The organism is Mesorhizobium sp. M0772, from assembly GCF_040320135.1.
Classification (GTDB): domain Bacteria; phylum Pseudomonadota; class Alphaproteobacteria; order Rhizobiales; family Rhizobiaceae; genus Mesorhizobium.
This window is the reverse complement of sequence record NZ_JAMYPB010000035.1, coordinates 55398-69432: the sequence shown is the minus strand read 5'-3', so window position 1 is coordinate 69432 and position 14035 is coordinate 55398. Positions and strand designations below refer to the sequence as shown.

Annotated in this window: 7 protein-coding genes; 3 read left to right on the top strand and 4 right to left on the bottom strand. The window is 56.9% G+C overall.

The window, feature by feature from the left end; genetic code table 11:
* A partial coding sequence (locus NKI06_RS21545) for a beta-ketoacyl [acyl carrier protein] synthase domain-containing protein (protein WP_352987028.1) occupies positions 1-1312 on the bottom strand: 1312 nt, incomplete at its 3' end.
* A 1059-nt stretch (positions 1313-2371) separates the two neighbouring features.
* Positions 2372-6958: a non-ribosomal peptide synthetase gene (locus tag NKI06_RS21540; RefSeq protein ID WP_352987026.1), complete on the bottom strand. Its 4587-nt coding sequence runs from the start codon at positions 6956-6958 to the stop codon at positions 2372-2374.
* Positions 6959-7079: 121 nt separating this feature from the next.
* Between NKI06_RS21540 and NKI06_RS21535 the strand changes: the two genes are divergently transcribed.
* Positions 7080-7811, top strand: coding sequence for a 4'-phosphopantetheinyl transferase family protein (locus tag NKI06_RS21535; RefSeq protein ID WP_352987024.1), 732 nt, complete (start codon positions 7080-7082; stop codon positions 7809-7811).
* Between the two features lie 415 nt (positions 7812-8226).
* Here the strand turns inward: NKI06_RS21535 and NKI06_RS21530 are convergent, their stop codons facing one another.
* The gene (locus NKI06_RS21530; protein WP_352987022.1) at positions 8227-8883 is read right to left on the bottom strand and encodes a hypothetical protein; all 657 of its coding nucleotides are present in this window, start codon (positions 8881-8883) and stop codon (positions 8227-8229) included.
* Positions 8884-9571: 688 nt separating this feature from the next.
* Here NKI06_RS21530 and NKI06_RS21525 point away from each other — a divergent pair.
* Positions 9572-9838 carry a hypothetical protein gene (locus NKI06_RS21525; RefSeq protein ID WP_352987020.1) on the top strand — a complete coding sequence of 89 codons (267 nt, stop codon included), beginning with the start codon at positions 9572-9574 and terminating at the stop codon, positions 9836-9838.
* 256 nt (positions 9839-10094) lie between these two features.
* Positions 10095-10361 carry a hypothetical protein gene (locus tag NKI06_RS21520; protein ID WP_352987018.1) on the top strand — a complete coding sequence of 89 codons (267 nt, stop codon included), beginning with the start codon at positions 10095-10097 and terminating at the stop codon, positions 10359-10361.
* Positions 10362-10386: 25 nt separating this feature from the next.
* Here the strand turns inward: NKI06_RS21520 and NKI06_RS21515 are convergent, their stop codons facing one another.
* Positions 10387-13980: an RNA-directed DNA polymerase gene (locus tag NKI06_RS21515; RefSeq protein ID WP_352987016.1), complete on the bottom strand. Its 3594-nt coding sequence runs from the start codon at positions 13978-13980 to the stop codon at positions 10387-10389.
* Positions 13981-14035 lie beyond the last annotated feature (55 nt).

Sequence of the window (14035 nt, the reverse complement as noted above, 5' to 3'; positions counted from 1 at the left end):
CCAGAAGATGCCACTCCCCAGTCGCCCCATCCACCTCACCTGCCTCGCACTGCTCTGGACACTCCTCCACCACAACATGGACGTTCGTTCCGCCCCAGCCGAACGAGTTGACGCCGGCCAGCCTTGGCCGCTCGCTTCGCGGCCAAGGCGTTGCAGTGGCTATCCTCGCACCTGCCGCTTCCAGAAGCTGGTGCGGCGACCCGGACGCACCGATCGGCTGCTGCACGTACTCTTTATGGTGAAGGCAGAGTGCAGTCTTGACCAAGCCCGCCAACCCCGCCGCGCCGATGAGGTGTCCTATGTTAGCTTTGACAGAGCCGACCGCGAGTGGGTTGTTCCGCGACGGGACGTCGAACAGACCCAACGCATCGAGTTCGCTCGAATCCCCAAGAACGGTCCCGGTGCCGTGCGCCTCGACATAATCTATCTCGTCAGGCTCGCGCCGGGCCGCGACCAAAGCCTCCTCAATGACCTGCCTTTGTGCCGCGGGATTGGGCCGCAGTAATTGGTGTGGCGCGCCGTCGTGGTTCACTGCCGAACTGACGAGGGTGGCGTAGACAGTGTCGCCATCTGCCAATGCGTCCTCGACGCGCTTGAGAACCACGAACGCACAGCCCTCACCGATCACCATTCCGCACGCGTGCGACTGGAAGGGGGCACAGCGGCCATTCTTCGAAATCATACCAAGCCGCGCGCCGTTGACGAGAAGCTCGGACGTGATGAGCGCATGGACACCGCCGACAAGTGCCATGTCTACCTCGCCGGCGCGCAAATTGGAGCAGGCAAGATGGGCGCATACGAGCGAGGACGAACAGGCCGTGTCGATCGTCATGCAAGGTCCGCGAACATCTAAGAACGTCGACAGTCGACCGGCCGCGATGTTCGACGATCCGCCAGTGCCGTAGTAAGGTTCGAGGGTGCAGTTCGGCCCGAGAACGTCGAGCTGAAGCTTTTCATACTCGTGTTGGTTCATCATGCCGACATAGACGCCGGTTCGGGCCGGGATGTGCGCCGCGTAGCCAGCATCCTCAAGCGCTTCCCAGCCAACTTCGAGTAGCATGCGATGCTGAGGGTCCATGTGCCTCGCTTCGCGCGGCGACACCTTGAAAAAATCGGCATCAAAATCCGCGATCGATTCAAGCAAACCTGCCACTTGCGGAACACTTACGCGCGCGGGCAGCGTGGGAAATCGGTCGCCAACGGACCCGATGGCGCAATAGCCCTGCCGAAGTGCCTGCCAGAATTCATCCGGACTGGCGACGCCGCCGGGCATGCGAACGCCTATGCCGACTATTCCAATCAGACCTTCCATCGGCTGCCACCCCTCCCAAGCAATTGATCTAAACACCGAAATCAGATCTTACTGCAACCACTCAGCTGGTCTGCCACACAGTAGTCGCGGATCCTGCGGGACTGGCCATGCACATTCCATGGCATAAATCCTCACTGGTTTATCGAAGTTGGAGATCGTATCACATCACTAGAACGGTATAGTATTGCAGCAACTAACGATAGATGGTAAGCTGATTTTCGACTAGTCCGGAATCAAAAAGCTCAAGTGGGCTTATCCGAGATCGGTCCACCAGGAGGCTGGAATGGCGCTATTAGCTCAGTTCATTGGAGTTGACGCAGTCGCAAGGATGTCATCTGAAGAGGTCGAGCGGTCTTGCGAGATTCTCCACGCAGAGATGCTCAAGGGGGCACTCCAAAACGAGGCCACTCGGAAGACGTTGGCCAAGGCGACTAACGACTTTTCGGAACGCGTGATTAAAGCACGAATCTGAATCTGATAATGTCGTCAACGCGGCCACTTTATTCTTAGTGTAGGCCGTGCCTGAGGTCTGGCTTCGGCTGGTCGCTGACATGCGGCGGCAGCGGAATCGAACGACGATGCTGTTAGCTTAGTCGAAAAAGACGATTTCGATCACGTTTTGTTCGAGGTTGTCGGTGGATTCTATCGCCACTGTTTGCCTTGCGTGTACGTCTGAATAGTGCGGCGCGCTGCCGCGCTTCTGTACTTACTTGCCGCGAAGGTCGCCGCCAACGGGATTCGCAACGTTTGGGTGCCGCTAAACTCGGCATGCGGCACGATCGTTTGCACCCCTGTCTGCACTTGAGTGAACCGTAGCCGCTTCATTGCGACGACAACGTTGGGCAATTGCAGGAAGAGTGGGTACGGATTTTCGCCGGAATTGCACAAATATAAATACTTAAAGCGGGGCAGCGATTCTTTCGAAAGCCGAGCCGCTCTACCGCGCGACTCGGCGCACGGGGAAACGCAGAGGGGTTACCCTACATCGATCGCGAAGCTGCGTTGTTTGCGGCGGGGTCATGATAATGCGCTCTCTCAGGTCACTCTCAATCACAGCTCTCAAAGCTCTCGCTCTACCGACAAAAAAAGACGGATCGATTCTCGAAAGTGTCTTAATACAGCAATGACTCGATCGGAGTTCATTAGATCCACCGAACGCATCATCTTGATACGCAAACGACCGTTGACCTTGTCAATAAAGATTATCAACGGAAAAGCAGACATAGTGACTTCAACATTATCAAGTTTAGCGCTCGGAGCGGGATCAACGATTTCAATGTCCCTCACCTCGAGGACACCGCGATTCATAGGTTCGATCGCAATATCTTGCGATATGATGAGCACTTCCGGTCGGCCACCGGATGTTCTGAGTTCTATCTCATCGATGAGTGCCTCGAATGGCAGCTCTTGATGAGCACTTGCTTCCAACATCTTCGACCGTACAACAGGCAGTAGGTCTTCTAGCGACGCATCGGGAGAGACGGCGACCCGAACGACAACGGTGTTCGCAAACGGTCCGACAAGGTCTTGCGTTTCTGGACGGTTACGGTTCGCGACTATAGTTGCGATCGCAACCTCGTTACCGACGCGGCCGAGGGCGTGCGCGAGGGCGGTGAGGAAACAAATGAACGGTGAGGCGGTCAGCCTGATGCTCGCATCTCGCAGAGCCGCAACCCGTGTTTCGTCCAACTCGAATGTCGAAGTGATATATTTGAAAGACGGCAGTCCGCCGTGACGTGGAAACAGCGAGCCGGAAGGTGGACGGCCGCCCGCCAGTTCCCGTCGCCAAAACGTGCGGTCGGCGGCGAGGTCAACCTCCGCGGCTTGGCTTTCAAGCCAAGTCACGTGGTCATAGTAGTCGACGGGTAGGTCCGACATGGCCCTCCCCTCGAAAAGAGAGCGCAGGTCTCGCCAGATCAGAGCAAGAGACCATCCGTCACAGACGATATGGTGAACCGACATTGCAAGCACGTGGCGCCTGGCACTCAAACGCAACAGGAGAACTCGGAATGGTGCCTCCACTTTGAGGGAGAAGGGCAACGACGCGAACGACCAGATCAGCGAACTGGAGCTTTCGTCGCGGTCCTCAACATCGGCGATATCCAGCATCGCCAGTTGAGCGCCAGTGTACGGACCGGATTGGTTCACGATCCCATCCGTGTCATCAAACGCCCTCCCGAGAATAGGATGCCGAGCTACAAGGAGATCGATGTTTCGCTGCAGGGCATCGGCGTCGAAGACGCCGTCGATTTGCACTGCGCGCGTCACGTTTTGATGGGGTGACTCAGGCCAAGCCCGGTACAGCGTCCACAGATGCTGCTGAGCGCGACCAAGCAACATCGTGCGAGGCCCCGGTCGACGCGCAATGCGATGGGATTGTCTCGGGTTATTCTGGGCCACCCGACGTCGCACCAAATCCGACAGGCTGCGGACCGAACTAGCTTCGAAGATTTCGCGGATCGAGACGGTCCGCCCAAACGTCTCGCCCATGCTGGCCGACAGCTGAGCGGCCAAGATCGAATGACCGCCAAGCTCGAAAAAGCTCGCACTCAGTGAGACAGCCGGCTTGCTGAGCGCCCGGGCAAAGAGTGAAGCGACGACGTCTTCGACAACATCCGAGACCGGTGGCGACTCATCGTCGTCACCTGGGGCAGCCTCGATCGGTGGAAGACTCGATCGATCAATCTTGCCATTACTGGTCGTGGGAAGGCGATCCACGATGCCGATGAGGCCGGGCACCATGTAGTGCGGCAGTCGTTGCGCGAGGAGTTTTCGCAGTTCGCGCGGGTGCGGGTTGCGACCAGCAATAGGGACGACGTGCGCACGTAAGCTCTGCGTCGTGGGATCCACAGTCACAACGCTCATCGCGACGTCCGCGTGCTCTGCTAGCGCCGCCTCCACTTCCGTGGGTTCGATACGCCACCCACGCATCTTGATCAGGCTGTCGGAGCGTCCGTGGAACTTGATCGAGCCATCGGGCCGAAAACTCGCCAAATCACCCGTGCGATAGATTCGAGCCGCGTCGCCACGAAATGGGTCGGGAAGGAACTGTGACGCGGTCAGATCGTCGCGATTGATGTAGCCGCGCGCCACCCCATGACCGCCGATGAAAAGGTCACCGACAACACCCACAGGGATCGGCCGTAGCGAGTCATCGAGAACATAGGCTTGCGTGTTCGCGATCGGGCGCCCCAGCGTTATTGGTGACCGCGGCAGCTCGATGCGCGTCATCAGGGACCAAATCGTCGTCTCCGTCGGCCCGTACATATTGTAAAGACACCCCGATCGACAGAAGAGTGCGTCGGCGAGTTCCGGCGACATAGCCTCTCCGCCGCAAAGGATGGTGAGATCCGATTGGCCGGCCCAACCCGCTGAAAGCAGTGTTTGCCACGTCGCTGGAGTGGCCTGAACGATATGGGGGCCGGTGGTTTTGTCGAGCTCGGCCGCAAGACGCGCGGCGTCCCCGCAGATCTCCTCCCCCAGCAGCTCCAAAGTCCCGCCATGCACCAGGGGTAGGAGCAATTCGAGAGATGCGATGTCGAACGAGATTGTCGTCAATGCGAGCAATCTTGTACGGGCGCAATCTCCGAGATCTTGACCGATAGACATTAACACGTTTGTCAACGCACGATGCTCGACTAAAACGCCTTTCGGTCCCCCGGTCGAGCCAGAGGTGTAGATTGCGTAAGCTAAGCTGTCGGCTGCCGCGGCCAAATCGAGATTGCGGCCAGTCTCGACGTCAGGCGTATTCCAATCGGTGGAAACCCAAGTCTCAGTAATGTCCCGCAGCCACGGCGGGTCGAGACCCGTCTCGGTTAGTGTAACGCGGGGCTGAACCTCGGCCAAGATTCTTTCAATGCGTATTCGCGGCATCCGACTATCGAGTGGAAGATATCCTCCACCAGCTTTGGCCACCGCCAGGATGGCAACGACAAGGTTGAGGGTACGCTTGCAATGAATGGGGACGAGTTGATCTTTACCGATCCCGGCCCGCATCAGTTGTCGCGCCAACGCGTTCGCACGACAATTCAAGTCGTCATAGGTTAGCACACCATCGGGCGCTCGAACTGCGATATCCCTGCTGCATTCCCGCACCTTTGCCTCAAAGAGCGTCGGAAACCGTTGGTCGCTACCAAAGTCTCGGTCCGTGCGGTTCCAGTCCTTGAGCAGCATTCGACGGGCATCGGGTGAAAGTAAGGAGACCTCGCGCAGGCATATCTCCGGCGCTGTCGAGATTTCCTCGACGATGTTCAGGAACTGATCGATCATCCGGAGCGCGGTCGCCTGGTCAAAAATAGCCGTGCGGAATTCGAGACTTCCAGCAAGGGCGTCAGCATCCTCTCGCATGATCAGCGAAAGATCGAACTTCGCGCTCTCGATCGGGACAGTGATCGGGTCGAGATGAAGACCCGAAGGGTCTTCCTGCAGATTGGGAAAGTTCTGCCAAAAGAAGGCGACCTGAAAGATCGGGGTGACGCCAGGGGCCCTGGCCGGCTCTACATCATCGATAACGACTTCAAACGGAACGTCTTGGTTCTCTAGCGCTTCCAAAGCAATGCGTCGGACGCGCGTTAGGAGGTCGAGAAAGCGCTCATCCAGCGACACATCGATACGCAGTGCCAACAGTTCGAAAAAACAGCCGATCTGAGCCTCGAGTTCTGGGGCCGTCCGACCGGAGGTCGGCGAGCCGATCACCACATCCTTCTGGCCGGAAAGGCGAGCGAGCTGAAGCGCGAACGCTGCTATGAGCACCATGTACAGGCTGGTGCCTGTGCTTTGTGCGATAGCCCGAAGTCGTCCCGTTACCGCCGCTGTCACAACGAAACCGCAACGGCGGCCGTCCATCGAAATCTCCGTTGACCGCGGGCGATCCGTCTGGAGATCGAGAACTGGGGCGTCTTTCAGTTTTTCCCGCCAGAATTGACGTTGCGACCGGAGTTCGGGGGTATCAAGTCGTCCGCGCTGCCAGCGAGCGAAATCAGTATGTTGAATGGATAGAGGGGCCAGCTGTGCCGGCAAGCCGGTGCGCAATTCTTCGTAGCAGCGCCTGAACTCCTGGAGCAATATCCCGGTGGACCATCCATCAGTCACGATGTGATGCAACGTGAGAAGGATCGCGCTCTCACTATCCAAACGGACGAGCGTGGCCCGGAGGAACGGTGGCGGCGCAGTCAAATCGAATGGGCGTCTCGACTCGGACCTGCACAGCGATTCCAGTGTCTGCGCCTCGTGGGGTTCTTCTCCACGCAGGTCAATGATCTCGCTCGTGAAGGGCTTGACCGAATGCAATGTTGCGACGAGCCTGCCGTCGATCATCGAGAAGCCCGTGCGCAACACGTCGTGGCGCTGAATGATCGCGTCGATGCTTCTATCGAAAAGCGCGAAGTCTAGACTTCCGTACACTTTGTAGGCTTGAAACTCGTTGTAAGCAAAACCGGAAGGATCCATCTGATGAAGGACCCAGAGGCGCTCCTGTGCAAAGGACAGCGTCAGCGCAGCGGAAGGGTCCGGCTCAAGGCGATCGTATGGCGAGGTGTCGCGAGTAATCGCCGCTCTCTGACGCCAGAGCGCTCGCTTCGCCGGCGAGAGCGCGGATATGCGTTTTGAAAGCGCCTCCGGTAGAACGGGATCTTGCAGGTCGCGCATCTATCGAATCCAACGTTCGATGTGATCTTAGCACTCAGCAAAGCCGCGAGTCATGCTTCGCCTCTTTCGACTTCGTTTCCGTCTTGAAGTGCACAACATAGTAGGCTTATGAAATCATAGCATGTCTGAGATCTCACGCACCGTTCGTACGGTCTATATTGAGCCGATCGCGGCTAATGACGTGAAAGGCTTGTCGCGGGCAGCCGGATTTCTAACTGCTGAAGAGCTTCAACGAGCAGCGAAGTATCGCATCGAGGCCAGTCGGCGGACTTTCATTACATGTCGCGCCCTGTTGCGGATGCAGCTTTCGCAGATGACCGACGTCGCGCCGCGCCATTGGCACTTCACCGTCAATAGTTATGGCCGGCCCGAAATTATCGAGCCAACGCCATTCCGCCACATTCGATTCAATGTCTCGCACACTGACGGGCTCATCATGTGCGCGTTCAGCGACACTCTGGATGTGGGGGTCGACGCCGAACGAATCCAGCAGCCGCACCTAGACATCGTTGACCGGTTCTTTGCGCGGTCGGAACGCGTTGCGTTCCGTCGGACGGCAGAGGCCCAGCTTGCGCGCACGTTCTTCAAGTATTGGACTCTCAAGGAGGCCTATGTGAAAGCGCGTGGATACGGTCTGTCCATCGCGCTTGACAGCTTCGCGATCGACATTTGCGAAAATGGTGAGATCAGACTTGAGATTGACGAACATTTGGACCCGCGCCGACACAGGTGGATCTTTCGCTCCATGCAGCCGACCGAAACCCACGTCACGGCACTCTGTATCGATGGAAGCGGGGACGGCGAGGTCAACATATTCGAAGAGTGGGCAGAGCTTGGCGACACGCAGGCCTGACCAAAGGAGATCCCCGACCGGTCGCAGAACATACGCTGCAGGACGCGAGTTCTATAGATCTGCGATCGCTGGAACTACATGCCCGAAAAGCGAGCCGCGATGAAGAAATGGAGCAGCTTCCCGCGCGCGCTCCTCAGCGGGAAGCGTCTAAGAGAAGTGAAGGAGGGCCGCATAATGGACTCAGACTTCTCGGTGGTCCGCACGGACGCGGACCTCTCATGACGATATGGGTCAAGACCCTCCCTTTCCAGACTTAGGCGATGGGCTATTGACCTTTGGGATACGGATCAATTGAGCGACGTAGCTCTCCATTCCTAATTCCGGCTCGCCGCGCCATGATCATGTCGGTGACGGGTCCATCCCTCGCAAGGTATGGTTTGTTTCAAATAACCACCTAGGGGATCAGCGGCTTGGCTTAGAGCCCATATTTGAGCAACAGCTCGCCGTATTCGTTCAGGGCGAATAGGGTGCCGCCGCTTTCAGGATCTGAATATTCCCCACCATCACTGCCCCGATCTGCGAGAAGACCCACCGAAAAAAGCATCGTCGCTATATCCGCACCCCCACGCTGTACACCTTCTTTGAAGGTCCGCAGATAGTCGAGGTCTGTGGCATAGCTGCGATCGACAATCGCCGACAATCGCATGGCTTTGTCGTAGTTGATCTTACCTTCGATATGCGCGGCCATCACCCTGCCGATGATGGCCGGCTTGCTCATATCGTCGAGACGACTGAGCAGCAGCAGGACATTTTGCCCGAACTCTTCGAGTCTGTTCTCGTCCCGCAGCTTCTTGGTGAAGGCCTGACGGTCTTCTGCAGATGCCTTTTCAAGACCATTCAAGAACCGCACGATCTTGCGAAACTCCATCTCTTTCCTGATATCCGCGACCGCACGATAGCCGTTGACGAAAGCGCCAAAGACTGGAAACCCGCCAAGGACTTGCGTTGCGATGTTCAACCCCCCGTCGCCGAACGTTGCAAGGGAGTCCACAAGCTCCTCACTTGCGATGAGCCTTGTCAGACGTTCGTCGATGGGGGGCTCTTCCGATGCCCCCTTCTCGGGCTCCATCATATCTTCTGGTCCTTTTAGAGTCGGGGCGCCTTGGCGCGCCGGCGCAAAGCAGGAAGTCGTCAGCAATATAGTCTGTGGGACGGTTGGTTCCTAGACATGCGCCTAGTTGCAGCGACACGCAATCACCGATTCCGGCATTCGCTGGTCGCAGAAATTTGAAAGGCAGTTCAAGCTGAAATCTACCAAACTGTTGGAAGCCACTTTTTGCGGCGAGCGTTGCCAAGGGCACTTAAGTGCAAGGAAGTCCACAATTGGCGTGGTCTAAAAATCGCTGCGTTCTCCCTGAAAATCTCCATGCTCCGTCCGTTGGCGGAGTTGAGGCGTGGAGACCAGAAAAAATGGTCGTCGGTGCGCCGCTATTGGCGCGGCCCGCGACCCAAGGGCGATGATCACTGACTTGGACTACGGCTGAGACGCCATCGAGACGACCAACCGAATGAAAATGCATGCGAGGTGAGCCTGCCTTGATATCGCGAGAACAACTCTACCAGCTGGTTTGGTCCAAACCCATGACAAGGTCGCGGAACAGTCCGAAATGTCCGATACCTACATGGCTCGCGTTTGAGCCACACTAAATGTTCCGCGGCCGGAGAGAGGGTATTGGGCTAAACTGGCCGTCGCCAAGGCCAGGCACCTGCCCCCCTCCCCGAAGCACAACCGGGCGACCAACCATTCTCGTCAAAGGAAGGTGAGCTTCCTCCCCGACTCCAGACCAAATTATCCGCAGCGACGACCGAAATCCGCTCAGGCCCGCATACCGAGAAATCAGGTTCATGCCATTATCGGTGGCGCGAAGGCTCATTTCGAAGCTGGCCGGCCAGTCGACGATGGCGCCTATCTCAGGCCCTACACGAAGCTGCTCGTTGACCTGACGACTTCAAAAGCATGTCTCGAAAAGACGCTCGCCTTTGCAAACGGTCTTTTCAACGCCCTCAATCTAACGGCCATCGCGTGATTTTAGCGCCGTCCAGCGAGCAACTCAGGGGCCAGGCGATCGACGAGCGCGAAGAACGCCCCAAACCACGGGGATACCACTACAGCAGTCTCTGGTCTCCCTATCGCCCTACAGTTGTCTATGTGGGCGCCGTTGCTATTGGCCTTGCGGTTGTCGAGATGTCAGAGGAGGTTCTGCTACGTTACGTAGGCGGCGACTACATTCGAGATGCCGACTATGTACCGCCCAAACCCAATCGTCACGCTGCCGACCACACTTGGACGACCACTCGGGACTTCCCTGCGGCCGTCTGCGGCTAATCGCCTATTCGCCCTACCCCCGCGTTTCCTGGGCAACCGAATGGCAGGAAACCAGAAAAGCGTCGCCAGACTCAGCACTGAAATCCATCGTGAAGACCATTGAGGACTCGGCAGTCGAGCTCGTCACCAAGCTGGACGAAGCGGATCGTCAGGCAGAGATCGCTCACCTTAGGTATCTCGCCGCCGAGGAGAAGCGGCGCAAAGAAGAAGACGTAGTGGCATGATCTGGGTTCGATCCTGCGCTGAAAGCTATTTGCTGCCATAACCTGCCGGTGGTGGCTTGAATTGATATGGGGCCGATGCGGAAGTACCGGTTAGGGGAGCCGAGGCGGCAGGACCGGTCAGGGACGGTATCTTCCGCGCTTTGAAGGCCGCAATGTGATCGATTTCCAAGAAAGCGATCGAGGCCTGTGGCTGTCCGTGCATATGGAAAACCTGCCGCTCCCAGGAATTTGTAAATGGGGCATATGCATTGCTTCCCCCAAAGAGCCCATTGTTGGCGACAATTACCATCTGAAACATATGATAATGCAGCGCCAAAGCCATTTGGTCGAAAGTTGGGACGTCTTTGTTCAAAGCGGGCACGATAAAGACGTCAGAATGGTTCTTCAGATCAGCAGCGAGATGGATGTCGGTGGCATCGTAGCAGATCGCGGCAGTCAACCAGAGTGGGTCGGCTGTGGAAACCGACGACCACTGATAGCCGATCAGCCATTGGCAAGGGCGGAACGGCTGGATTTTTGTGGTCGGCTGATTAAGCGACAACTCCATTGGAGCGAGATTGCCTTTGCCCTGACGTCGTATCAGAATCTGGAGCCCTCTGGTTGCATCTTGCGTGGGCATGATCCAAAGGGCCGAGTTTACCAAAAGTCCGCCCGACGCCAGACTTTGATAGGTAAGCCCTGCTAGGATCGTAGCCTTGTAGGCTCGCGCAAAGGGAACCAGATGCGTCTGGACGTCATCAGGATGGACGGCCAGTTCGGGCAAGATCAGTAAATCCAATCGGCCCTCTCGGCCCTTGTGGGTTTCACGCAAGGCCAAAGCACGTTCGACCGCCGCCAGTGCCGCCGACAAATGCCTGCGATGCCGAATCCGCATTGCAGGATTTGACAGCGTTAGGTCTGAAGGATCGAAATCACTTTTTTCTCCGGGCACTACCGTTTGAACTATACATGCCCGCAACGGATGATCGCCCTCACCGACATAGATTCGGGGAAGATGCATCGGAATGAGGGCTACGCTTGACCCTTGCATTCCGCGAAGGAACACAACTCGTTTTGCGATGTCGTTCTTGAATTCCTCAATCGCTCCCACGGTTTGGCCAACCGCATCATGCCCCGGGCAACCGGGCCAAGAGAGCAAGCGGAACAACAGATTCTCCGTCCATTCTGAAATAGGCAGCCAATCGTCGCCGAAGGCAGCGTGTCCGCTAAAAAGACCGTAGATCCGTTGATACCAGTGGCTCTCGGGCGGCCGATAGATCTCGCAGCGTTCTTTCCAGTGCACGGGCCTCACGAACCTCGTAAAATCCTGCTGCGCCGTAAGGATGAACCGAAGCAGATACCCCAGTTGGAAACGCCATCGCCCAGACTCCTCAATCCACGAAGGGGGCTCGTACAACGAACGCCCGGCGAGATGCCGAGGACTCGCGATACCCACCTCCTCCACCCGCTTTAATCGATCTGGATCTGAAGAAATTGTCAGCGTGATATCCGATGGAGTGATAACGCCAATAGGAGGCCGATCAGAAAGCGCGTCCAGAAAGGCCGAAGCAAAAGTGAGGAGCGAAAGCTCGTTCCTGAGAACCTCCCGCGTCGCTGACGACAAGACCATTGACGCCAGGGTCATCTTTTCGGAGCCGTCAACGAATTGGTTCAGCCCAAGGTCAGCAACGATTCGAGGAGTCAGATCGCCTTTCAGCTGCGGAAATGCGTCAATAATCTCCCGTGCGAAATTGGGATCTAAAGCGGCTACGCGATTGAGTCGTGCGGGCGTCATACTGCGTTGGACCAATTCCACCGATTGCGCCTCGCCAAGGAACGATCTTCGCGCATAGATAGCGTAGGTGGCGTAGTCGACGGCCCCCAGTCCTTTACTCTCGCCCAACAGAAACCGAATGAGTTCACGATAGTGCCGTGTCTCTGAATTTCCTCTTCCACGCAATTGCCTGAAATCCGCAGGCGGATTGGTGGCAAGATACAGAAGTGCCTGTTGCTTCAAATACCAAGGAATTTTAACTGCATTTTGGAAGACCAGCCTTCGGGCTTCCTTGCGCAAAACCTCCCTGTATCTGGCGATGTCAAGCTGATCTGATAGCGCCTCGGTATCTTCGACGAAGCCAGTTTCAGTGGCCCCCGCTCTCAAGATTTCAGAAAGGCAATACCACGCTACTCGGCGCGGGGCCTTTCGCAGACCACCCTTCTCGGTAAATGGCCTTAACAGATCCAGGATTCTTTGAAGCACGTCCGCAGCCGGCCACAAGTCCAGTCCAATCCGAAGGAGACGGACGTTTGATGGATCGTCCACCCATTTTGCGATCAGACCCATCGCAAACGCTCGAGCTTCGTCATCAAGCTCGGCTCTCGTCCGCGTTCCGCGAAATTGACTCAGCTGATCGTCTGCGTCGGCCGCTGCCCTTTCAGCGTCTTGCTGCCACAACAAGGGCCTCAGCGATCTGTAAGTGGTACGAAAGCGGCCGGCCGCAAATCGATCGACCGTTGCATCACGCACATCGGGGACGGCCAAAAAAGGATGCTTGTCCTTGACATCCTCACTTTCGGCAAGCCGCTCCTGAGTTCGCACGAGACCGAGCACAGAGTCGAGAATATCCCCACCGGCAATCACATCGAAACCGCCGGAGATGGCCGTCTGAATCCGAGCCATGCGTCGACTCTGCCGAACCAGCGGACGTTCATCACCACGGAAGACAGTAGCGAGGGTCTTCTCCGCAGATGGCTCAAGACCCGGTGCTTCCTCCTGCAACCGTTCCTGCAGATATTGAAAAAGGCCGCCTTCTACATCGGCCACGTCGACATTCACCCCAACCGTCAGAACCAGGCGCAAATCGTCTACATAGCGCACCGCGTCATGAAGCTCGGCACCAGAAAATATCTCCCTGCCTACCGTCTGCTTTAGCGCTCTGTCAAAATTGAGAAGCACAACATTTGCGAAGAAGCCCGAAGCAACAAGGCCTTGCGGAAGGGCGACACGATTGAATGCGGTTAAGCCGGCTTGCTCAGCGTAGATCTGAACCTCATCCAGATCCTGGACAGCCCAACGCCAATCCATGAATCGGCCAAGGAGGTCGAAGAAAGTCCCTTCCTCATGATCTTCCTGCAAGGCTCCAACACGTTCGCGGAGGAGATCCGGCGTTACGCGATCATAAAACTGGCGAAGATCCGACTGAAGTATCACCACGCGCGCGCCCTTGTCGGCGAGCGGCTCTGCTACTGATTCCGGCCTGACCAGAAACCTCTGATAATCCTGGTAAAATCCGCGATAGAGCTTTGACGCGCCCCACCTGTGAATGAGTTGTCCTGCACTTCTGTCGCAGAACAGACGGTTACCGTAGGAGGTAACCGACTTCAGATTTTCAGAGTCCAGCCCAATTCGTGGATCTCCCTGAGCCGTCTCAACCCTGTCCGCCAAGCATAACATCATCGCGGTCGCGATAACCTGGTCCTTTAAAGTCACGTGAGCGAGTGGCCGAATCTTCGACGCCGTCTTCCCCGCATTCAAAGGCTGCCACTGCCCTTCTGCATTGAACGCGCCATCTCTGACTTTTCGGAGCGGGCACCATCCGCAGAGGTTCACTGCCAGCGAGACCACCGCTTGATATTTCATTCGAGAGATCTGCGATGAAATCCGGCAGATTGATCGCAATTCTGTCGAGCTCCAG

Bases quoted from the DNA above. Each gene is read 5' to 3' on its own strand.
- NKI06_RS21540 (WP_352987026.1), bottom strand. From the start codon at position 6,958: ATGCGCGACCTGCAAGATCCCGTTCTACCGGAGGCGCTTTCAAAACGC.
- NKI06_RS21515 (WP_352987016.1), bottom strand. From the start codon at position 13,980: ATGAAATATCAAGCGGTGGTCTCGCTGGCAGTGAACCTCTGCGGATGG.
- NKI06_RS21530 (WP_352987022.1), bottom strand. From the start codon at position 8,883: ATGATGGAGCCCGAGAAGGGGGCATCGGAAGAGCCCCCCATCGACGAA.
- NKI06_RS21535 (WP_352987024.1), top strand. From the start codon at position 7,080: ATGTCTGAGATCTCACGCACCGTTCGTACGGTCTATATTGAGCCGATC.